General features: G+C 34.3%; 25 protein-coding genes and 2 pseudogenes. 16 read left to right on the top strand and 11 right to left on the bottom strand.

The window, feature by feature from the left end; all coding sequences use genetic code 11:
• Positions 1–2 precede the first annotated feature (2 nt).
• The 4 genes from hflX (at position 3) to glnA (ending at position 4,482) form a co-directional block, all read left to right on the top strand.
• The gene (gene hflX / locus EPK97_RS07045; protein WP_162035889.1) at positions 3–1,289 is read left to right on the top strand and encodes a GTPase HflX; all 1,287 of its coding nucleotides are present in this window, start codon (positions 3–5) and stop codon (positions 1,287–1,289) included.
• Complete coding sequence (locus tag EPK97_RS07050; protein WP_162035890.1) at positions 1,289–2,539, top strand: methionine gamma-lyase family protein; 1,251 nt, start codon at positions 1,289–1,291, stop codon at positions 2,537–2,539. Before hflX ends, EPK97_RS07050 begins: the two co-directional genes overlap by 1 nt.
• Before the next feature lie 174 nt (positions 2,540–2,713).
• Positions 2,714–3,121: a MerR family transcriptional regulator gene (locus EPK97_RS07055; protein WP_160647744.1), complete on the top strand. Its 408-nt coding sequence runs from the start codon at positions 2,714–2,716 to the stop codon at positions 3,119–3,121.
• Between the two features lie 32 nt (positions 3,122–3,153).
• Positions 3,154–4,482: a type I glutamate--ammonia ligase gene (gene glnA / locus EPK97_RS07060; protein WP_162035891.1), complete on the top strand. Its 1,329-nt coding sequence runs from the start codon at positions 3,154–3,156 to the stop codon at positions 4,480–4,482.
• Between the two features lie 102 nt (positions 4,483–4,584).
• On the opposite strand, the pseudogene EPK97_RS07065 reads toward glnA, so the two are convergent.
• Positions 4,585–4,953, bottom strand: a pseudogene (locus tag EPK97_RS07065) (tyrosine-type recombinase/integrase); the annotation flags it as partial.
• A 77-nt stretch (positions 4,954–5,030) separates the two neighbouring features.
• Here EPK97_RS07065 and EPK97_RS07070 point away from each other — a divergent pair.
• The 8 genes and pseudogenes from EPK97_RS07070 to EPK97_RS07105 all read left to right on the top strand — a co-directional run.
• Positions 5,031–5,585, top strand: a pseudogene (locus tag EPK97_RS07070) (ImmA/IrrE family metallo-endopeptidase); the annotation flags it as partial.
• Positions 5,586–5,776: 191 nt separating this feature from the next.
• A complete protein-coding gene (locus tag EPK97_RS07075; RefSeq protein ID WP_162035893.1) occupies positions 5,777–6,223 on the top strand; it encodes a hypothetical protein in 447 nt (148 codons plus the stop codon).
• A gap of 370 nt (positions 6,224–6,593) precedes the next feature.
• Positions 6,594–7,508 (top strand): hypothetical protein, encoded by a 915-nt coding sequence (locus EPK97_RS07080; RefSeq protein ID WP_162035894.1) that lies wholly within the window; start codon positions 6,594–6,596, stop codon positions 7,506–7,508.
• Between the two features lie 383 nt (positions 7,509–7,891).
• Positions 7,892–8,347, top strand: coding sequence for a hypothetical protein (locus EPK97_RS07085; protein ID WP_162035895.1), 456 nt, complete (start codon positions 7,892–7,894; stop codon positions 8,345–8,347).
• 233 nt (positions 8,348–8,580) lie between these two features.
• Positions 8,581–8,763 carry a hypothetical protein gene (locus EPK97_RS07090; RefSeq protein ID WP_162035896.1) on the top strand — a complete coding sequence of 61 codons (183 nt, stop codon included), beginning with the start codon at positions 8,581–8,583 and terminating at the stop codon, positions 8,761–8,763.
• Positions 8,764–8,767: 4 nt separating this feature from the next.
• Positions 8,768–8,965, top strand: a complete 198-nt coding sequence (locus EPK97_RS07095; protein WP_162035897.1) for a hypothetical protein — start codon at positions 8,768–8,770, stop codon at positions 8,963–8,965.
• Between the two features lie 5 nt (positions 8,966–8,970).
• Positions 8,971–10,368 (top strand): RHS repeat-associated core domain-containing protein, encoded by a 1,398-nt coding sequence (locus EPK97_RS07100; protein ID WP_162035898.1) that lies wholly within the window; start codon positions 8,971–8,973, stop codon positions 10,366–10,368.
• A gap of 498 nt (positions 10,369–10,866) precedes the next feature.
• Positions 10,867–11,304: a hypothetical protein gene (locus tag EPK97_RS07105; RefSeq protein ID WP_162035899.1), complete on the top strand. Its 438-nt coding sequence runs from the start codon at positions 10,867–10,869 to the stop codon at positions 11,302–11,304.
• Positions 11,305–11,624: 320 nt separating this feature from the next.
• Here EPK97_RS07105 and EPK97_RS07110 read toward each other — a convergent pair whose 3' ends face one another.
• Together EPK97_RS07110 and EPK97_RS07120 are read right to left on the bottom strand one after the other, a co-directional pair.
• The gene (locus tag EPK97_RS07110) at positions 11,625–11,948 is read right to left on the bottom strand and encodes a hypothetical protein (RefSeq protein ID WP_162035900.1); all 324 of its coding nucleotides are present in this window, start codon (positions 11,946–11,948) and stop codon (positions 11,625–11,627) included.
• A 670-nt stretch (positions 11,949–12,618) separates the two neighbouring features.
• Positions 12,619–12,741 carry a YjcZ family sporulation protein gene (locus EPK97_RS07120; protein ID WP_162035902.1) on the bottom strand — a complete coding sequence of 41 codons (123 nt, stop codon included), beginning with the start codon at positions 12,739–12,741 and terminating at the stop codon, positions 12,619–12,621.
• 750 nt (positions 12,742–13,491) lie between these two features.
• On the opposite strand from EPK97_RS07120, the gene EPK97_RS22135 reads away from it, so the two are divergent.
• Positions 13,492–15,900, top strand: a complete 2,409-nt coding sequence (locus EPK97_RS22135) for a S8 family serine peptidase (RefSeq protein WP_162035903.1) — start codon at positions 13,492–13,494, stop codon at positions 15,898–15,900.
• Positions 15,901–16,058: 158 nt separating this feature from the next.
• Here EPK97_RS22135 and EPK97_RS07130 read toward each other — a convergent pair whose 3' ends face one another.
• The gene (locus tag EPK97_RS07130; protein ID WP_162035904.1) at positions 16,059–16,205 is read right to left on the bottom strand and encodes a hypothetical protein; all 147 of its coding nucleotides are present in this window, start codon (positions 16,203–16,205) and stop codon (positions 16,059–16,061) included.
• Positions 16,206–16,354: 149 nt separating this feature from the next.
• Here EPK97_RS07130 and EPK97_RS07135 point away from each other — a divergent pair, with 149 nt between their 5' ends.
• Positions 16,355–16,588: a helix-turn-helix domain-containing protein gene (locus EPK97_RS07135; protein ID WP_162035458.1), complete on the top strand. Its 234-nt coding sequence runs from the start codon at positions 16,355–16,357 to the stop codon at positions 16,586–16,588.
• A 160-nt stretch (positions 16,589–16,748) separates the two neighbouring features.
• Here EPK97_RS07135 and EPK97_RS07140 read toward each other — a convergent pair whose 3' ends face one another.
• Positions 16,749–16,967, bottom strand: coding sequence for a transcriptional regulator (locus EPK97_RS07140; protein WP_162035905.1), 219 nt, complete (start codon positions 16,965–16,967; stop codon positions 16,749–16,751).
• A 609-nt stretch (positions 16,968–17,576) separates the two neighbouring features.
• On the opposite strand from EPK97_RS07140, the gene EPK97_RS07145 reads away from it, so the two are divergent.
• Positions 17,577–17,951, top strand: a complete 375-nt coding sequence (locus EPK97_RS07145; RefSeq protein WP_162035906.1) for a protease complex subunit PrcB family protein — start codon at positions 17,577–17,579, stop codon at positions 17,949–17,951.
• 272 nt (positions 17,952–18,223) lie between these two features.
• Here the strand turns inward: EPK97_RS07145 and EPK97_RS07150 are convergent, their stop codons facing one another.
• The 6 genes from EPK97_RS07150 to EPK97_RS07175 form a co-directional block, all read right to left on the bottom strand.
• Positions 18,224–18,406: a sporulation protein YjcZ gene (locus tag EPK97_RS07150; protein WP_162035907.1), complete on the bottom strand. Its 183-nt coding sequence runs from the start codon at positions 18,404–18,406 to the stop codon at positions 18,224–18,226.
• 728 nt (positions 18,407–19,134) lie between these two features.
• Positions 19,135–19,278 (bottom strand): YjcZ family sporulation protein, encoded by a 144-nt coding sequence (locus tag EPK97_RS07155; RefSeq protein ID WP_162035908.1) that lies wholly within the window; start codon positions 19,276–19,278, stop codon positions 19,135–19,137.
• Positions 19,279–19,644: 366 nt separating this feature from the next.
• The gene (locus EPK97_RS07160) at positions 19,645–19,914 is read right to left on the bottom strand and encodes a hypothetical protein (protein ID WP_162035909.1); all 270 of its coding nucleotides are present in this window, start codon (positions 19,912–19,914) and stop codon (positions 19,645–19,647) included.
• Between the two features lie 178 nt (positions 19,915–20,092).
• Positions 20,093–20,365, bottom strand: a complete 273-nt coding sequence (locus EPK97_RS07165) for a hypothetical protein (protein ID WP_162035910.1) — start codon at positions 20,363–20,365, stop codon at positions 20,093–20,095.
• Between the two features lie 477 nt (positions 20,366–20,842).
• Positions 20,843–21,103 carry a hypothetical protein gene (locus EPK97_RS07170; RefSeq protein WP_162035911.1) on the bottom strand — a complete coding sequence of 87 codons (261 nt, stop codon included), beginning with the start codon at positions 21,101–21,103 and terminating at the stop codon, positions 20,843–20,845.
• A gap of 310 nt (positions 21,104–21,413) precedes the next feature.
• Complete coding sequence (locus EPK97_RS07175) at positions 21,414–21,968, bottom strand: hypothetical protein (RefSeq protein WP_162035912.1); 555 nt, start codon at positions 21,966–21,968, stop codon at positions 21,414–21,416.
• Between the two features lie 204 nt (positions 21,969–22,172).
• Between EPK97_RS07175 and EPK97_RS07180 the strand changes: the two genes are divergently transcribed.
• Complete coding sequence (locus EPK97_RS07180; RefSeq protein WP_162035913.1) at positions 22,173–22,460, top strand: YolD-like family protein; 288 nt, start codon at positions 22,173–22,175, stop codon at positions 22,458–22,460.
• Positions 22,461–22,631 lie beyond the last annotated feature (171 nt).

Consider the following 22,631-nt stretch of genomic DNA (forward strand, 5'->3'; position numbering starts at 1 on the left):
TAATGCCAACCCATCACTTAAATAATAAAAACAAAGAAAAAGTGCTGTTAGTCAGCCTCATTTTACAAGATACGAAACAATTAAAGTTAGAAGAGTATTCCTTAAATGAATTAATATTACTTGCTGAAACAGCAGGTTTACAAGTTATGGAAACGATAAAACAACATCGAAAATCGATTGACTCAAAATGGTTTATCGGCAAAGGGAAAGCAGAAGAAATCAAAGAACGAATTATTGAGCTTGAGGTGGATACGGTGATATTCAACCAAGAGCTTTCAGGAGCACAAGTTCGAAATTTAGAAGTTTTTCTAGATGCCAAAATCATTGATCGTACACAATTGATTTTAGATATATTTGCTGGAAGAGCAAACACTAGGGAAGGTTATTTACAAGTAGAATTAGCTCAGTTAAGTTATTTATTACCTAGACTATCTGGACACGGTAAAAATTTATCGCGTTTAGGCGGAGGGATTGGAACTCGGGGTCCAGGTGAGACCAAATTGGAAATGGATCGTCGACATATTCGAGATCGAATTACAGATTTAAAAAAGAAACTTCAAGAGGTCACTCGTCATCGAAACTTACATAGATTGAGAAGGAAAAAATCAAACCTATATCAGGTGGCCTTAGTAGGTTATACAAATGCTGGAAAATCAACGTTGCTTAAGGAGATGACAGGTGGCGCTAATATATATATTGAGAATCAGTTGTTTGCTACTTTGGATCCAACATTAAGGACTTTAAAATTGCCAAGTGGTAAAAATGTTGGATTAACGGATACAGTCGGGTTTATTCAAGATTTGCCTCATGATTTAGTAGCTGCCTTTAGTGCTACACTTGAAGAAGTTCGTGAGGCGGATCTTATATTGCACATTGTGGATAGCACTTCAGAGCTGATTGAAGAGCAAATGGATGTTGTTGATGAAGTTTTACTTGATTTAGGTGTCCAAGGTAAAGAAACCATCGTGGTATATAATAAAAAAGATATATGTGAACCTTCACAAAAGAAAATGATCTTTTCAAATAATAGTGATAATTTGTTTATTTCTGCATTTGATGAACAAGACTTAGAGCAATTGAAATTATCAATTCAAAGCAGACTATTAGACCAGTTAAAAACCTACACAATGCCCGCTAAAGAAGGGAAATTAATAGCTTTAATAAAAAAAGTAAGTGATGTTATTGAAGAAAAACTACATGAAGATAACATGATTTTGACAGTACGAATCCATTCCCATGATGCGGAACTAATTGAAAAAGAGATCAAAAATATAGGAGAAAATATGTAATGTTTAAGTCAGAAGATATACAACAAATGGTTGAAGAAGTAGAAGTGCATATTGAACACAAGTTAAAGGACGTAGATAAAAGAATTGATTCTAATCAATGGAAGGTTTTAGAGGTTTTTCAAAAACATCAAGTGAGTGATTTTCATTTCAATGATTCAACGGGATATGGATACAATGATAGAGGGCGAGAAGTTTTGGATCAGGTTTATGCAGATGTATTCGGTGCAGAATCAGCCATCGTTAGACCTCATTTTGTTTCAGGTACGCATACGATCAATACTGCTTTGTTTGGCTTATTAAGGCCTGGGGATCATTTACTGTTTATTACAGGCAAGCCATACGATACATTACATAATGTAATAGGTAAACCAGACGATGGATTAGGTTCCTTACAGGACTATGGTATAAAGTACAATGCAGTAGACCTTCTTGCGGGTGGAAGTTTGAATTGGGAAGAGATCATCAAAAACATCAACAACCAAACGAAGGTTATAGGTATTCAACGTTCTAGAGGGTATGAATGGAGATCTGCATTTTCTATAAAAGAGATCGAAAAGATGATATCAAAAATTAAAACTATAAACCCAGAATTGATTGTATTTGTAGATAATTGTTATGGAGAATTTACAGAAACTTTTGAACCTACCCATGTTGGGGCTGATTTGATAGCTGGTTCATTAATTAAAAACCCTGGGGGTGGAATCGCATCCTCGGGTGGATATATAGCAGGTAAAAAAAAGTATGTTGACTTAGCGTCTTATCGATTAACCGCTCCAGGTATTGGAGGTGAGGTTGGTGCAATGTTAGGTACAACACGTACAATGTTCCAAGGTTTATTTCTTGCGCCACATTTTGTTGGACAGGCCTTAAAAGGGAGTATCTTCGCAGCATCTATGTTTGAAAAAATTGGATTTATAACGCATCCAAACTGGAAAGATACTAGGTCTGATCTAATTCAGGCGATACAATTTGAAAACAGTGAACAGTTAATTTCATTTGTACAAAGTATTCAAAAAGCTTCACCTGTAGATGCACATGTAGTTCCTGTACCTTGGGAAATGCCAGGTTATGATCATCCGATAATTATGGGAGCAGGGACTTTTATACAAGGAGGAAGTTTAGAACTATCAGCCGATGGACCTATTCGTCCACCATACATCGCGTATATGCAAGGAGGACTAACATATTCACATTGTAAGTTTGCTGTCATTAAAGCTGTAAAGGATATGTTATATTTAGTGAAATCATGAACTAGTGTTAGAAACTTAGTATTTTTAGTCATAAAAACTTTGTTTTTATACTAGAAAAAGGTAATTTTGAACATAATGTTATCTTTATTGTAATAAAACATAACATTAACTTGACGTGTTTGGAATTCAGCGTTACAATTTAAGTAGATACTTTAAGTGGAAGGCGCTGATGTAATGAGTGATGAAATACGCAGAAATATGGCTTTGTTTCCTATCGGAATTGTAATGAAATTGACTGATTTAACAGCAAGGCAAATTCGTTATTATGAACAACATGAATTGATTGTTCCAGCTAGAACGGCGGGTAACCAACGCTTGTTCTCACTTAATGATGTTGAGCGACTTCTTGAAATAAAATCTTTAATTGAAAAAGGAGTTAACATTGCTGGAATTAAACAAGTGCTCCTGCCTATTGAAAAAAATTCTGATGATGCAACAGTCATAAATGAACAAACAGAAGTGGCTAGAAAAGAACTGACAGATTCTGACCTTCACAAGTACTTAAAGAGACAATTAAGAACAAAACGTCCTGGTCAAGTTTCCTTGATTCAAGGTGAATTGTCTCGTTTTTATAATAAATAATAATTAATTTTTATATCAAAAGGAGAGATCATATGTCATTTACAAGAGAAGATATTATACGTAATGCAAAAGAGGAAAACGTAAGATTTATTAGACTTCAATTCACGGATTTATTAGGAACGATTAAAAATGTTGAAATTCCAGTTAGTCAGTTAGAAAAAGCACTAGACAATAAAATGATGTTTGATGGTTCTTCCATTGAAGGTTATGTTCGTATTGAAGAATCTGACATGTATTTATATCCTGATCTTGAAACATGGTTAATTTATCCATGGTATGAAGAAGATAAAATTGCACGATTAATTTGTGATATCTATATGCCTGACGGTACTCCTTTTGCTGGTGACCCAAGAGCGATTTTAAAACATAATTTAAAGAAGGCTGAAGAGTTAGGATTTACGTCTATGAAGGTAGGACCTGAACCGGAATTTTTCCTATTTAAAACGGATGAGAAGGGGAGCCCTACTTTAGAGGTGAATGATCAAGGAGGATATTTTGATCTAGCTCCTACGGATCTAGGTGAAAATTGTCGTCGTGAAATTGTTTTAACATTAGAAGAAATGGGATTTGAGATCGAAGCTTCACATCATGAGGTAGCTCCAGGACAACATGAAATTGATTTTAAATATGCAAATGCTGTTAAAGCAGCAGATCAGATCCAAACTTTTAAATTAGTCGTTAAAACTATCGCTAGAAAGCATAACCTGCATGCAACGTTTATGCCAAAGCCATTGTTTGGTGTAAATGGATCTGGAATGCATTGTCATCAATCTTTGTTTAAAGGAAAAGAAAATTCATTTTATAATGAGAGTGATATGTTAGGTTTAAGTGAAACAGCTCGTTACTATATGGCAGGTATTTTAAAACATGCTCGTGCGTTTACAGTTTTAACTAACCCTACAGTTAACTCATACAAACGTCTTGTACCTGGATATGAAGCTCCTGTATACGTTGCTTGGTCAGCAAGTAATCGAAGTCCAATGATTCGTGTACCTGCTTCAAGAGGTTTAAGCACTCGTATAGAGGTTCGAAGCCCAGACCCTACTGCTAATCCTTACTTAGCATTAGCAGTAATGTTAAGAGCTGGACTAGATGGAATAGAAAATAAACTTTCACTTCCTGAACCAACAGACCGTAATATCTATGTAATGTCAGAAGAAGAGCGTATTGAAAGTGGAATTCCAGTACTGCCATACTCCTTATCAGAAGCTTTGGATGTTCTTCTAAATAATGAAATCATCTGTGAAGCTTTAGGAGATCATGCATTAGAACATTTTATTGAGTTAAAAGAAATAGAGTGGGATATGTATCGCACACAAGTTCATTCTTGGGAAAGAGATCAATATATGACTTCTTATTAAGAGGTGAAACCCTTGGTACCATTGGTATCGGGGGTTTTTATTTTTGGGGGTGAAATTAGTTTTTTGTCTCTTGATTGTGAATGCCCCCGAAATGCCCCCATATTATTTTAAAATATGTTGTGTAAATTCCTCGAATCTATCCATATTTTGTTCTTCTAGTTTCTTTGAAATGTGAGAATATACATTTGCTGTGATTTGAATACTTCCGTGACCAAGGCGTTCTTGTACATATTTCATATCTGAACCAGCTTCTAAAAGAATAACTGCATGAGTATGGCGTAAAGAGTGGATCGGTAGTGATGGTAGATCTGCACGTTTAATGATACGAGAGAAAGCATTGAACAGAGATGACTTTGGCATAAAGTTTCCATCATTACGACAAAGTACAAGATTTAAGTCATGATGATATGTGTCTTTTAAGTTGAGCTTGTTTTGGTTTTGCCAATTCATGTGAAATTTTAAATCGTTACTTGTAGCAACTTACAAGTCGTTAAATCAGAAGAAAAGTGTATTGTTGTTTTAGGTAATGAAAAAAAACAGCGGTTCGCAGACAGTTTGATTGTGCTCATGAGTTAGGGCATCTAATAATGCATAAATGGGCTTTAGATATGGAAACAATCTCGCGTGAAGAATACAAAGCAATAGAAAAACAAGCGGATCAATTTGCATCAAGTTTTTTATTACCGAAAGAAGCGTTCTTGAATGATCTAGTCTATCCGAATAGGATTGAATATTACATTCAACTTAAAAAGAAATGGAAAGTATCTATCCAAGCTATGATCATTCGAGCTTATCATTTAGAAGCAATGAGTTATAATCAATATCAGTATTTAATGAGACAGGTTGGATTTAAAAGGTGGAGGACACAGGAACCTCTGGATGATGAAATACCCATTCCTGAACCAACTGCTTTAAACAAGGCAATGAATTTAATCATTAATAACAATGTATTAACTCCACGACAATTTTTAAAAGAGATAAATATGAATCAAGAGAAAACAGAGTTGTTGTTAGGATTGGATGAAGGGATATTGTCCGATAAAAAAGAAGAAAATGATTTAGTAATAGAATTAAAAGCAGAATCAAATATGATAAAGGCATAAAAAGAAGAGTCTCAGAAATGGGGCTCTTTTTGTCATACGTTTGCCACTATATAGTGAGAGGGTAAATAAAGGGTGCTGATATTTCAGCGCTCTTTTTCCATTCCAGCCCATAGATAAGAGTCCAAGCAACTTCATTAGATTGTTAATAGGATATTATGAACGGATAATTTAATGAGTTGGGAGGTATGATTATGGGAATAAAAGAAGAACCTTTTGTAGAAAGTCAAAGTGTTTCAGTAGAGGATCCATATAGTTTCACTGATCCAAATGTATTTGTTCTTAGTCTAGGAGTTTCAGAAGTTGTACTCTCCGTCGATGTGTATGTTAAACAACCACAGAAAACGCAGGTAACTCTGGATTCAATGGTTCAAATTGCTGTACCTGGGATTGGTGGTGGTTCACCTGACATGTTTGGATTAACATATGAAATACAACAAAATGGCACTACCATTGCAACTATCAATGATGAAATGGATTTTGTTTCAGTGAGGAGACATATAAACTTTCCAAACTTCCCAGTACTAGACAATAATCCGAATATTGGAATAAACACGTATGATCTCGTATGTACAAGTACAGCAGATGCAACTATTATTATCGCATCTCGAAGCCTAAAAGCAACAGTATTTCCAGTATAGATTCCAGTTTGAAAATAAAATTTTATGATTAAACGGTTAACAGTAAGGGTGCTGATTAAGTGCTCTTTTTTTGTTGGGAAAATATCATCCAGTGTGCTAGGGAAGGGAAGCAGGATGATAAAAAAGAGAACGACTAATTAATAAAGCCTATTTATTTCACGTATCAGCATTCGCACAATCAAAAGGATATTAAATAACATACAGTATAAGGTTAGATTAATTATAAAATTTTATTGTTAAACTGTAGCAGAAAGGGCGCAGATAAGCGCTCTTTTTTCCATTTCAGCCCATAGATAAGAGTCCAAGCAACTTCATTAGATTGTTCATAAGATATCAAAGAGAACAATTTAATAAGTTGGGAGGTTATTTTATGGGACTAAAAAAAGGAACTTTTGTCGTAGCTGATACGGTTTCAGTAGTTGATCCGTATAATGGATCTGATCCAGATGTAATTAGTCTTCCTATTGATGGAACTCCTCAAGTAGTAGCTACCGTCGATGTATGTGTTACCCAACCACAGAAAACACAAGTTTCACTGGATTCAATGGCTCAAATTGCTGTAGTAGCGGATACTTCTGATGACGGTGGCCCCATAACTTTTGAAGTGACATATGAGATCCAACGAAATGGTGAAATCATTGCAACAATCAATGATGAAATGGATTATCAATCTCCAGGTCCTGATGGAAGACATACTAACTTTCCAAACTTTCCAATACTGGATTGTAATCCAAGTGCTGGAATTAATAAGTATGATCTTAGATGTACAAGAGTTACTGTAAATGAAGTTAACGTAGAAGATATTTTTGTTGCATCCCGAAGTCTTAAAGCGGTGGCTAAAGGACCCTTTGTCGTATCTGATACAGTTTCAACAAATAATGCATATGGGGGAACAGGCGTAATTGATCTTCTTGAAGATGGTGATTCTGCAATTGTAGCTAGTGTTGAGGTGTGTGTGACACAGCCACTGAAAACACAGATATCACTGGATTCAATGGCTCAAATTGCTTTAGTTGGGACTAGTGATGGATCTGCAACTTTTGAAGTAACGTATGAACTCTTGCGTAATGACAATGTTATCGCAACGATCAATGATGAAATGGATTATGCGTCACCTAACTTCCAAAGACATACAAACTTCCCAAACTTTCCGATAGTAGATAATAATCCAAGTAATGGGATCAATAAGTATGATCTCAGAGCTACACGTGTAGTAGGAACAAGTATAAATCTTCCTGTTTTTGTTGCATCCAGAAGTCTGAAAGCAACGGTATTTGAATGCTAAATACCAGTTTGAAAATAAAATTTTATGATTAAATGGTTAACAGAAGAGCGTTGATAAGGCGCTTTTTTTGTTGGGGAAATATCATCCATTGTGCTAGGGGAGGGAAGTAGGATGATAAAAAGAAAGCGACTTGACTAATTAACATGCCTATTTATTTCAGATATCCGCATTCGCACAATCAAAAGGATATTAAATAACATACAGTATAAAGGTTAGATTAATTATAAAATTTTATTGTTAAACTGTAACAGGAAGGGCGCACACATAAGCGCTCTTTTTTTTGTGTTGGTGTCCATAGATAAGAGTCCAAGCAACTTCATTTGTTGGTTCATAAGATAGTGTGAAATGGTATTTTAATTTAATGAGTTGGGAGGTGTTTTTTTATGGGTTTAAAAAAAGGACCTTTTGTTGTAGCTGATACGGTTTCAGTATTTAATCCATATGGAGGAACTGATGCAATTACTCTTGCTGCTGATGGTGATTTTGAAATTGTAGCTACCGTCGATGTGTGTGTCACACAACCACAGAAAACACAAGTATCACTAGATTCAATGGCTCAAATTGCTATAGAAACTGAGGAAAATCCTACAACATTTGAAGTAACATATGAGATTTTGCGCAATGGGGATGTCATTGCAACGATCAATGATGAAATGGATTATGCGTCACCAAACTTGCAAAGACATACAAACTTTCCAAACTTTCCTATTTTAGATAATTGTCCAAGTGCTGGAATCAATACGTATGATCTAAAAGTTACAAGAGTTTCTACAAACTTCGCTGTAACTAATATCTTTGTCGCATCCCGAAGTCTTAAAGCAACTGTATTTACATTATAGATTACAGTTTAAAAATAATAGTGATTCCAACCGATCGAATCTTATAGATCCAGCAGATGAAAAAAGCGGATTTATCTCAAATGGATGGAGCTTAAACTTACCCTACTTTGAATCAGATGATATTGACGGTGAAGTCGTCAATGAATTTAACTACGAGGGTACAGATGTTTATACGAGTTACTATGGTTTTAATACTGACAAACCATTTACAAAGTTTGTGTTTACTCTAGAGGATGGAAGTTCATACGAATGGCGTTAGAAAAAACTATGAGTTAGAGTTTGGGGAGCCTATTTTAGTTCCACATGTGGATTATCCTTATGAAGATGTATACTTGGGCATACTGAATCATGGTGCAGAATATCAACTACAAGTAAGAGACATTAAATATCTATTTAATGATCAAGGGCGTAGTTGAGCATATGACGGTGACAGACAATACTGGCCAAGAAGTATTATGGGAAGATTATACGTATGATCCAGAAACAAGATTACCAACAGAGCTTACCAATAGTGAAGGGCAGACCCTTTCCTATACGTATGATGAGTGGAAACGATTAAACACACAAGAAATAGCTGGGAACACATATACATTTAACTATGATGATTTGATAGATTAGATGCTTTGGTTTATCCTAATTTAAAACAAGTGGATTATACTCATGACAATTTAAATCGCATTCAAACCATTTCCTATGATGGTCAAGTGGTTGGGGATTACGATTACACCATTTCAACAAATGGTACTTCCTCCTCACTCAATTATGTTCCATTAACCATGGGATTCCAAACGGACATCAATCCATTTGGGGAAATGATCTTTCATGAACAAGAAGATACAGGAAGTATTACTTGGGCTGAATCTTTTGGTTATGATGGACTTGGGAATATTGAATCTATTAATCAAAACGGTGAAATCAGTACGTATCAGTATGATGATCTAAATCGAATCATTCAAGAAGATGTAGTTGAAGGCATCCAAACCTATACGTATGATGAAAAAGGGAATCGTAAAACGATGGAAGGAACGATGAAACTTCCATTGGGTCCAAGAGAATTTACGTATAATGCATTAAATCAATTAAGTACCTTTAAAGAAAATGATGAGGAAACTACGTATCAATACTATGTAGGTGGACTACGTGCAACCAAAGAAAGTCAAAATGGTGACTTTACAAGATACATTTACTTCCAAGGAAATGTCATTGAAGAATTAGACCAAGAAGGAAACCCAACAGCAAGAAATATTTGGGGAAATCAGTTATTATATAGAGAAGATATGACATCTAGTTTAGGTGGATATTACTTCTATAACGGTCATGGTGATGTAGTTAAAGTCATCGCAGATGATGGTAGTAAAGATGTTTTAAAAGAATACGATTACGACATTTGGGGTAATGTTTTATCTGAAACAAGCCATGAAACGAAAACCTTTGATAACCCATTCCAGTATACGGGTGAAATCTATGATGAAGAATCTGGATTGATTTATTTACGTGCAAGATACTATGATCCATCGATAGGAAGATTTATTACTGAGGATACGTATGAAGGGACAATTAGTAATCCACTTAGTATGAATTTGTATACGTATGTTTATAACAATCCTATGATTTATAACGATCCAAGTGGACATCTAGGAAATGCAATAATTCAAAAATATGGGCATGAGTTTTTGGGTGATAGCACTAGTAATAATACTTATAACCCTAATCTTATCAATATGTTTAATTCAGTTAATTTTGTTTATGCCACTCCTGTAGATACTCATGATATGCTAGATGCTTTTGGTCTTGTACCATTTTTAGGTGAACCTGCAGATTTATTCAATGGATTTCTTTATACAATAGAAGGAGATAAAATAAATGCTACATTATCATATGCTTCTTTAATTCCATTTGGTGGATGGTTTGCAAGCTCAATAAAATATGGAATTAAACAAACTGGTACAGTGTGGGATACAATAAAAGCTACTCAACCTTTTTATGATGGAACTTTACTTCCAATTATGTTTATAGACTAGTTGAACTAGGTTATGTAAGTGTTAATGGTGGTAAGGCTAATATCGATCATAAGATTGATAGTTATAAGACATATGGAAAGGTTATCTTTAGTTATCCATCAGTTGATACAGAATTACCAACCTCAGTTAAATATAATGAAGCAGAAGATTATTATAACGGAATTGTAAATTCAAATACGGGTCAGGTAATAAAATATGCAGATGGTCCAGGTGGGTTAGCTGCACTATTCAGTTATAATTATATTCTAACTGGAGGAGAAAATAGCACTACAGGTCATGTTCGAGCACTTGGAAAAATAGATTATGATGTAAGGATATTAGGTGAAGGAGATATACCTCTTTTATTTACAGTTGAAACTGATACTTTAGCTTTAGATCATACTATTTCATACCTCAATCGTCAATAATTATAATTTCGAGTACAGAAGTTAAACATATATGTCTAACTTCTGTACTAGTTTATCTATATTTTTATAAGATTAAAGGAGTGTATAATATATGAAGAAAATATCTAAGTTACTTATAGTTATTAATATTATTCTATTAATGGTTAATTTTGGTACCTTTTTGAATAATTATAACCTTAATAAAGATATAGAAAAGATGCAAAATCGATATTATTCAAAATTTATTGATGCATCAAAAGAATTAAATGAGTTTTTAAAAAGTGATGAAGTAAAAACTGATAATTCTAATAATGAGTATATATATCGTTTATTAAGAGTTGAAGAAACTTATAAAGCTTATCAACTATTTACATTTCTTAATAATTATAATGAAACTGAGCAGTTTAAAGATATTAGTTATTTATTTAATGACTTATGGAATGTAATCGCTATTGGAGATATAAGTGAGAGATCTTCAGATGAAATAAAAACAATGTCTGATAATATTTCTGAATTAATTAATCAATTTTCTCTATATATTGACTACTAATAAACATTAATGATTTATAAAATTAATTATATTGAATAAACATTTAAAAAATATGAATATTTCATTAAAATAATATTAAGTTAAGAAAATGCCGGTGGATTGGGTATCTAAATTTTTAGTAATTAGTCTTGATTCATATATAACTTCTTATATTAAATCTACAGAACATACAAAAAATAGTTCTATAAAGATTATATGTACTCGTGATTATGATTCTTCTTTTAAATGAAGAGAAAATACCACTCAAAATTTTTGAATAGTATTTTCTTGTTTTATTTTCTACCATCTCGTAGCCAATAAGTAAGAGGTGGTAGAAAGCCCTATAAGGGTTGGGTTAATCCACTTATAATATCAAAAATTTGCCGTTGAGCTTCTATATCAACGTCTTCCACTTCACCTGGTGGTAGAAAATTAACTTCTTGAGGCTGAGTTTCGAGAAGTTGTGCTGCCTGTCTGTTACTAATAAGTTCTTCTTGTATACCACCTCGATCCACTCCTCCATTTTCAAAGATAGGGAACGTTGGAGCTCCATTACTACCACCCCATCTACGTCTTTTTCGTCTTCTTAAAGAACTAATTAATACAATGACTAACAAAATAAAGAGTATTATGATCACCACTTTATTTTTATATTTTAAACTCATTTCTTTCACCTCCTTATATTTGGAATAGTACATAATATGTTTAGTAAATGAATTTGTATAGACGAGTATCCTAGTGCATGTACGCATTTTTAGTAGATTTGTATATTAGTATAGTTTCATTTAAAAATGGAACTAAATTTGATACCCAATTAAGGCAAATTAAACTACAAAACGAGGATGGTTGCGAATGGATTACGTTTGATAATATTGTGGGTGTTTTACGGTTATGGAGTTGAGCAGGAAACATTTCAAATGTCTGTTGATCTGGTTACTTTTTTATTATTGGGTGTGACAGTTTATAAATCTGAGAAGAATAAGTTGATATAGAGAAATAATCCCCACTGGTTTAGGTAGCTGGTGGGGAAGTTTAAATTGAGATGAAACTATGCAAAGACCAAAGAGCCTCCTGAAATACCATATCCTGAACCTATTAATATGATAACTAAGAGAATGAATAACACTAGAACTAATGCAGCTCCACTACCAGAGTGTCCACTCATGTTAATCCCTCCTTTCTATATGATGTAATATATACTATGTTCAGAGAATCTACTTTGATTGGACGGGTATCCTAGTGCAAGTACACATTTTTCATAGTTTAAAACCCCACTATATAAATAGTGAGGTTTCCGTAGATTTGTTTTTATTTATTAAGTCCTTTTAATTTTTTTTAAAGCGAATATCCTGCTCTAACACAGGTTGGAGCCATACTCCAAGAAGCTAATAATATTATTACAAGTAGTATAAATAAAACTAGAACTAATGCAGCTCCAGAACCACTGTGACTACTCATAAAAATCCCTCCTTTCAATTATTTGATGTACTATATACTATGTTGAAAAATATTAACTGCTTGGGTTAATGCTCTGATACAAGTACACATTTTTCATAGATTAAAACCCCACTACATAAATAGTGAGGTTTACATCATATTGAAAGTGAGTTAGCCAAGTCTTCTGTTTTTTTTGAAATTGTTCTAGTGCTCTTTATACTCTTAATCCATCATATGATTTAAATAGTGTTTTGATTGGGCGTTTGTTTTGGATTTATAAAATTGTGCTCTTGCGTATTCTCCTGTACCTCTTATATAATAAGAACAAACGTTCTATAAGGGGTGAGTAATAATGAAAATAGTTCAACATAGTTAATAAATTTAGTGATATTATACATTTGTGTGAAAATGGATAATTGACTCAAATGTTTTTTAGCTATTTATCTCACCGTTTATTAGTTCTTTTTGAAAAGAATTAGATTATCTTAGATTACCTCATTTCAATTATCATATTACAAAAATAATGTCATACAAATGTGTTACATAAATAATACATTTGTATGACAAATAAAAAAGGTGAAACAAGTTTACTTTTTTCTTCCTAAATCATAACCACTTAGTACTATTTTACTAGAGGGAAAATGAGAGCGTTTGTAGAAATAATAGATTGTTAGAAATGTTTTGGAAAACGCCCTTATACATGTTTTTGATACGAGGCTATGGGAGAGCATATTCTAACTATTCTAAATAATTAGGGAGATGATTTGAGGAATGAAAAAACGAGTATCGAAAGTATTTATGAGTTTTATTGCAATGGTGTTATTGTTATCTACTTTTGGTATGGGAGCAACTGCTCAAACAGACAATACCTCACAAATCACGGTTAAGGAATTGCCTGTAGCTGAATTGTTTGGAGATATCGAACTATCTTCAAGCGGGCCGACGACAGTCATTGTAGAACTGGAAGCTGAGTCGATTGTAGAGGCAAAGCAAAAAGGAAAAAATCAATCGAAAGACAATTTAAAGGCTGAAAGACAAAAAGTGATAAATGCACTTGAACAAGCAGTGGAGCAGGCGGAAGTAAACCGCGAATATGACTATGTCTTCTCTGGTTTTTCAGTAGAATTAGCTGGAACCGATATTATGAAACTTGCAACCATTCCTGGTGTTAAAGCAGTTTATCCAAATGTGAACTATACAGCGGGAGTGATTTCAGTGGAAGAGCTTTCTGCTGAATTGTTTAGTCCAGAAATGGTCAAAAGTGCACCTTTCATAGGAGCTAATGATGCTTGGGAAGCTGGATTTACCGGTGAAGGAGTAACGGTCGCTGTCATCGATACAGGGGTTGATTACACTCATCCTGATTTAGTACATGCGTTTGGAGACTACAAAGGATGGGACTTTGTAGATGATGACAATGACCCTCAAGAAGGTCCTACTCAATCTCACGGGACACATGTATCCGGTACGGTAGCTGCTAACGGAGTGATTAAAGGAGTGGCTCCGGATGCATCACTTCTAGGCTATCGTGTATTAGGACCAGATGGGGGAACAACAGAGGATGTGGTTGCTGGGATTGAGAGAGCGGTTCAAGATGGAGCAGACGTGATGAACTTATCTCTAGGTAACCCGTTGAATAACCCGGACTGGGCTACATCGATTGCTTTAGATTGGGCAATGGCGGAAGGAGTCGTAGCCGTTACATCTAATGGAAACTCAGGACCAGACAACTGGACTGTTGGATCTCCAGGAACTTCTCGTGAAGCCATCTCCGTTGGAGCGACGCAATTGCCGTTTGATAATTATGATGTTGATGTTACAACAACTGGTGGCGTAGAGTATGAAAGTGATAAGGTATTGGGCTATGAAAAAGTTGAAGATATAGAGGTATTAGACGGTAATGAATATGAGTTTGTGTTTGCTGGTTTAGGAAGCGCAGAAGAGTTTGCGGAAGTTGATGCAGAAGGAAAAATCGCTTTAATTAGCCGCGGGGCTTATGCCTTTGTAGACAAAGCCGCTAACGCTAAAGCTGCAGGTGCGGTTGGAGCCATTATTTTCAACCATTCGCCAGGTGAAATTCCTTTTGTTATTCCAGGCATGGATGTACCAACAGTGAAAATCACTAATGCAGAAGGTCTAATAATGCTTGCAGAATTAGAGGCTGGAAACAACACGGTTACTTTAGATTTTGAATATGTATCGACATCACCTGAAGTGATTGCGGATTTCTCTTCTCGTGGCCCGGTAGCGCTTTCATGGATGATCAAGCCGGATGTTTCGGCTCCTGGTGTTGATATTGTAAGTACGTACCCTGGAAATAGTTACGCTTCCTCACAAGGAACAAGTATGGCTTCACCACATGTAGCGGGTGCTGCAGCGTTATTATTACAGAAAAACCCTCATTGGGATACAGAAGATGTTAAAGCGGCGTTAATGAATACGGCTGAAAACCTTGTGGATCCAGCAAGTGGAGAAGATTTTGCTCACAATACCCAAGGCGCCGGTAGTATTCGCGTGGTCGATGCATTAGATGCCATGACATTGGTTTCTCCTGGAAGTCATTCGTTTGGGAAATTTGTAAAAGATACCGGGAAACAAGTAGAAAAGCAATTTTTTGAAATTCAAAACCTATCAGATAAAACAAAAAGCTACAGCTTTAATGTAACAATGGATGGAAATCCAGAGGGTATTAAAGTTATGCTTAGTAATAACCTGAATGTACAACCAGGTTCAACACAAGAAGTGAATTTTCATGTACAGGTAGATACCTCAAAATTAGCACCAGGGTACTATGAAGGAACCATTGAAGTCAGTGATGGAGAACAAGTTTTTGACCTTCCAACGATATTGTTTGTTGGGGAGCCAGACTACCCTCGTGTAACAGGTGCGTTCATGGAAAATGCATTAGATGATATGTACAGCATGGGCTCTTACTTGCCGGGTGGCGCTGAGGTGCTGCAGTATGACTTGTATGCATTCGATGCAAGTACTGGTACTATTGGTGGATTCATCGATACGTTAGGAGCTTTTGAAAATGTACCAGCTCCACTTCATGAATTTTCATGGGACGGTACAGTACAAGGTGGCATCCCACTTCCTAACGGAGATTGGGTATTAGCGGTTTATGTAGAATCAAATGGTGTTACAGAATATAGTGCGTTCTTGGTAACAAAAGAATAATCTAAGTTATTTTCACACACTAGTGGAGACCGGACAGAGAATTTGTCCCCGTCTCCCTTTTTTATTTGTTTTGTAAATGGGAAATCATTGAAATCGATTATTTAACTTAAATATTCAGATAATAAACCAATGAAATAGGACGATCCTTCAATAGGTTATCAATCAAATAATCCAAAAAAATACTGTGCTATTTTTATAAACAAAGCAGTGATACCTGCCGCAGTAGAATTTTTAGAATTACTTATTGCTCCGCATATTGAAGTATCTGGAAAAGACCCAGGTAAAGCAATGGGAAACATAGACACTCTTATTGCTCCAGGGATTGAAGTAACAGGAAAAGCTCCAGCTTAATTTTTTGAAACGAGCCTACAAACCTATGTTTGTGGGTTTTTTATTGCATTTTTATCATTACTTCTTTTATAATGGGAACAAATATTCCTATAGAGGTGATATAATGCTTACTGACTTAGAAAGAAAAGTATTACGTATCCTGTATAACTTCCCTCATTCAATAAAAAAAAGGATGCCAACCATTCGAGAACTCGAAATCAAAACAGGAAAAGACGAGAAAACAGTCCGTTCAGTATTAAACGGACTTGTTAGAGGTGGATATATAGAATGTAAAGACGGTAATACTCAAAACATAAAGATTATATCAACTAGGGATTATGATTCACCTTTTAAATGAGAAAAAACCACCGACCTAAGTCAATGGTTGGGTTCAGGTCTTCATTCCCTAAATGAAGCCCATAAACAAAATTAGTTCTTAGTTCTTTTAAAATGAGATTTAGAACTATACTATAAAGGAGTAATGCTATTATATCAAATTTGAACAATTTTACAAGTAATTACCAAAAATCTGATTCATCAACTTCCTCACCTTTTTTCCTCAATCCTGATACTACCCTGTGTTTTGTGCTTCTGTTTGGTTTATAATCATCATTTCCAGTTAATCTACTTGTTGTATTTTTATCTATTCCACAATTTTCACTTACCCATGTTTGTGAGATCTCTTTCTTATCAATAAACTTTCCAAATTTTGTTCTTGGTTTACCTAGTCCAAACATACAATCATCCCTCCATAGATGCAGGATTGACAGTAAGATCAACTTTTATACATTTCTATTGAATAAATGTGGAATAGTGTACAAACTGTTGCTCATACACTTCTAACAAATAGACTAAGGAGGGAATTAAAATGAAAAATGAACTTAAAGTAACGATTGATTTTAAATTGTATATCCATGTTATCAACGCAGGATTATTGAGGCTTTTGAAAAGCGTAAAAGAGTTTTTGTGGGTTATTAAGTGACGTTTTAAGAGAAAGCCCGAACATAATAAACATTTCCCCTAATGGATGCAACATAAATGTAATATTTTCCCTAAAGAGTGAATTTATTTTAGAATAATTGGAATTTCTTTTGATTCCATAAAGAATCGATGAACCCATTATGAAAAGGAAAGAAACAGAAAGACGAAACCAGAACTTGCAGAGGAAGAAGTTAATATCATATCTCAGTAGTTGTAAGTTATGGTATTCTTATTTCATATAAAGATAAAAGAAGACATTTCATTATTTTATAAATTTTTACATTTATTTTATGTTTTCTTTACATTTATTTGTTAAGCTTCTTATTGTGCTTGAAAATAAACGATAAGAAAAGAGGAGAAAAGTTATGAAATTCAAAAAAATTGGCCTTGCTGCCATAACTTTAGCAATGATATTATCTTTGCCATCTTTTAATTCAAATGCTTCTGTTAATGGAGTAAACGTAGAAGAAAATTCAACTACCCCTGATGAAAAAGTTACCTTTAAAGTAGAGACAGTTAATGAAGAAGTAGATAAAGTTACTTTATCTTGGGGAGAAAAACCAAATACAGGATATTCTATAGAAATTACATCTGTGGACTTTGTTAATAATGAAGCTGTCATTCATTATCAACTTCATTACCCAGGTGAAGGTATGTTCTACGCTCCGGTAATTACTGAACCTAAAGCAGAAACTTATATTTCAACTTCATTAACATTAAGTATTCAACAAGAAAAATAATTCATGGTCTGTTCTGAACAAAACATAATTAACTCCTTACATTTTTCCAAAAATGATAAGGAGTTTTTTTCTTCCAAATCGAGTTAAATCTAAAAAACACACAATAATCTTTAAAGTGAAAATTGCTTCATTAACTTTTCATACTCAGGACGTTCCATTACGCCACTCTCTTTTTCAAAATTACTTTTTAGCTCTTGAATCGTTGCCATACACCAACTTATAGATATTGAAATAGTTTTTATACTGAAATGACTTAATTAAGAAGGTTAAAATTATTCAAACCCTACAAATCTTCCGACAACTCTAAACCTTTCTCTTTCTCTATCTTCTACAGAATCCCAACTGCTGCTTCCACATGAACAATATCTCGAACCTCCACTTGCAGCAACAAGAATAATAACTAAGAGAATAAAGAGAACTAGAACTATAGCAGCTCCAGAACTATGTGAACTCATGTTAATCCCTCCTTTCAATATGATGTAAGATATACTATGTTCAGAGAATCTACTTTGATTGGACGAGTATCCTAGGGGCAAGTACACATTTTTGATAGTTTAAAACCCCACTATCATAAATGAATAGTGTGGTTATCTACATAGTTTTGCTACAGGAACTGTAATGCTGCTACTGCACATTCCCCTCTAGGTACTATTTGATCGAATCCGTAACTAATAAAATAATAACCAATAGAATGAAAAGGATTAAAATTATTGCTACGCCTGTACCTTTGTAAGTACTCATAAAAATTCCTCCTTTCAAAGTGATGTAGTATATACTATGTTCAGTGAATCTATTTTGTATGGACGGGTATCCTAGTGCAAGTACACATTTTTCATAGATTAAAACCCCACTATATAAATAGTGAGGTTTACACCGTAGAGAGATATATATGAGCGCACACCCTCCTAAACCTATATTCTATGTTAAAACCCTTCATTTGGTATAGACAAGTGATTGTTTGAAAATGTGCTATTTTACCATTTTAAACATATAAGTTCATGGGTGAATGATTTAATTCCAGTCTATCCGCCCTCCTTAACAATAAAGAACCCTGCTTTAAATAGGCAGGGATTTGAATTTACTATATAATTTATCTATTCATATCCTATTCATAGGTTGATAAAATACTTGGATTAATACTGTTTAGGACTCAAATATTTAGTTTGGGTATATTTCAGAGTTATCATAACCCAGTAGGAAAGAAAAATTCCGTCGCCGTAGGTGCTGTAGTATATCTCGAACGTCCACTTGCAGCAACTAAAATGATAACCAAAAGAATAAAGAGTACTAGAACTAATGCAGCTCCAGAACTACTGTGTCCACTCATGTTAATCCCTCCTTTCTATATATAATGTAATATATAATATGAAAGGAAAATCTAAACTGCTTGGGTTAATGCTCTGATACAAGTACACATTTTTCATAGATTAAAACCCCACTACATGAATAGTGAGGTTTCCGTAGAGAGATTATATGAGCGCACACCCTCCTATTACTAGGAGGTAATATATTCTATGTTCATACCCTTCATTTGGTATAGACAACTGACTTGCTTGTTTGAAATTGTGCTATTATACTATTTCAAAAAAAAGGAACGCAAAGGGTCCTTGAGTTAAAAAATATTGAATTATATTTAATTCCGGAGCAGTTCTACCTAATCTCGAGCCACCACTTGCAGCAACTAAAATAATAACTAAAAGGTTGGCAAATTCTGGAATGCAGCCTGTTGCATTTGTTCAATCATTTGTTCAAGCCTTGCTAGATCTTCAAACATCTCACTACGTAAATCTAACATTCTGGTCAATTCTACTATCTCTTCTTGATTTGTTACATCAATTGTTCCAGATGAACCTCCTGAGCCATATCTCGAACGTCCTCTTGCAGCGACTATAATGATAACAAGAAGAATAAAGAGTACTAGGGCAATGGCAGCAATTCTACTAAATCCTTTTTTAGATGACATGGAATCATCCCTCCTTTCAAAATGATGTACTATATACTATGTTCAGAGAATCTACTTTGTTTGGACTAGTATCCTAGTGCAAGTACACATTTTTCATAGATTAAAACCCCACTACATGAATAGTGAGGTTTCCGTAGAGAGATTATATGAGTGCTGCCAATATATTCTATGTTCAAACCTAAAACGCTTGCATCGCTTGCTGGAGTAAAGCCTGTCGTGTTTGTTCAATCCTTGCTAGTTGTTGCACCCTCTCATTAAATATATTTAACCGTTCGGTCAATGCTATTAGCTCTTCTTGATTTGTTACATCAATTGTTCCAAATGAACCCCCTGAGCCATATCTCGAACGTCCTCTTGCAGCGACTATAATGATAACAAGAAGAATAAAGAGTACTAGGGCAATGGCAGCTATTCTACTAAATCCTTTTTTGGATTCTTTTTTAGATGCCATAGAATCATCCCTCCTTTCTATATATGATGTACTATATACTATGTTCAGAAATCTACTTTGACTGGACGGGTGTCTTAGTGCAAGTACATATTTTTGATAGTTTAAAACCCCACTACATAAATAGTGAGGTTTACATCATAGTAAGATACTATGAGTGTATAGTAGTTTTACCCAAGTTCGCCACCAATCATACAAGGAGAGCATACGTTAGGGCAACTAAAACGGGTTCTAATTGAAGCTAATAATATTATTACAAGTAGAATGAAGAGTACCAGAACAATAGCTGCACCAGTAGCAGAACCATTGTGTCCACTCATGTTAATTCCTCCTTTCTATATATGATGTAATATATACTATGAAAGAAAATCTATTTTGTATGGACGGGTGTCCTAAGGCAAGTACACATTTTTCATAGTTTAAAACCCCACTACATAAATAGTAAGGTTTGAGTGCTGCCAATATATTCTATGTTAAAACCTAAAACGCTTGCATCAATTGCTGGAGTAAAGCCTGTTGTGTTTGTTCAAGCCTTGCTTGTCTTTGCAACAACTCATTAAATAAATTTAACCGTTCGTTCAATGCTAATAGATCTTCTGGATTTGTGAAATCAATTGTTCCAACTGAACCTCCTGAGCCATATCTCGAACGTCCTCTTGCAGCGACTATAATGATAACAAGAAGAATAAAGAGTACTAGGGCAATGGCAGCTATTCTACTAAATCCTTTTTTAGATGACATGGAATCATCCCTCCTTTCAAAATGATGTACTATATACTATGTTTAGAGAATCTACTTTGATTGGACTTGCATCCTAGTGCAAGTACACATTTTTCATAGATTAAAACCCACTATATAAATAGTGAGGTTTACATCATATTGAAAGTGAGTTAGCCAAGTCTTCTGTTTTTTTTGAAATTGTTCTAGTACTCTTTATACTCTTAATCCATCATATGTTTTTATGATTGTTTTGATTGGGTGTTTGTTTTGGATATATTAAATTGTGCAGTTATCAGGGGTGTGAAGAATACATCACTCTAAATGTATTGGTTTAGGTAGCTGGTGGTGGGGTGATTTTTTTCTCCTTCTTTAAACTTTTCCAGAGACTTGGTTTTTGAGCTGTTTCCTCTTCTGAGGATGTAAGTGAGGTTGCAGGAAGTTCCTCTATTGCATCAATAGCACAACTGGAAAAAATGAATATTGATGAGTCTTCCTGTCCAATCACAATCCCTTCTCCTACCTTAAGAATAGTGACATCCGTATCCGTAATCCTTACAAGTTTACCTATTAATGAATTAGCTAAATTAGTTATAGGATCCTCGCAACAAACACATTCTCCTTTTGTGTTTGGTTGAATAGGTTTTAAATCTGGAAGAATTGTTAAAATTGCTGCAAAAGCAACTATATTGCAAATCGGAATATGAATTATATTACCAGTCATTAAGTCTATACCAGAAACAATAAAGTTTTTAACTTCTCTAATTTCAATTAAAAAAGTATCATTTAAATTAGTTAGTATATTAACATTTTCCTCGATAAACTGCTCAAAAACACATTGCATCGGACAAACACAACAATCACAGATTGATTTATCGAAAACGCCCATGAAATCACGTCCTTTTTACATTTTTATGTAGTGTATTCAATTTGATATTGTTTTGATTGGACGTGTACCTATTTTCTAAAAATGTGCTCTTGCACATCACCCTGCACCTTTTATATAATAAGAATAAATGTTCTAAATAGAGGTGAAACAAATGAAAGAAAACAAACTAACACCTGGTTCAAATATGATGGGGAAGCAAGCAGAATGATACTACCTGAACATAAAGAACGCATAAATGATTATCAATATGAGAGAGATAGAAAGACGAAACCAGTACTAGCAGAGGAAGAAGTTAATGTTATATCTCAACAATTATCAGATTCTATTTTGAGTGAATCTGAAATCACAGTCGAGTTGTTCAGAGCTTTTGGTCAGAATGCGTTTAAAACTGGGACAGTAATTAAAATTGACACTCAATTAAGTCAAATTAGATTAGAGCATGAGGATGAATATGAATGGATCAAGTTTGACGATATTGTGGGGGTGTCCTGATGCTTACTGACCTTGAAAGAAAAGTATTACGTATCCTGTATAATAGATTCTTTTATTTATAGCAAGATATAAGTATAAGGAATAGGAGAGAACACAATTTTGCTACATTGTTATTTAAGTCCAATCGAATAGATTTCTTACCGCATAAAATATCATAAAGTTATTTCGATT

The organism is Chengkuizengella sediminis, assembly GCF_010078385.1.
GTDB classification, from domain to species: Bacteria; Bacillota; Bacilli; order Paenibacillales; family KCTC-33759; genus Chengkuizengella; species Chengkuizengella sediminis.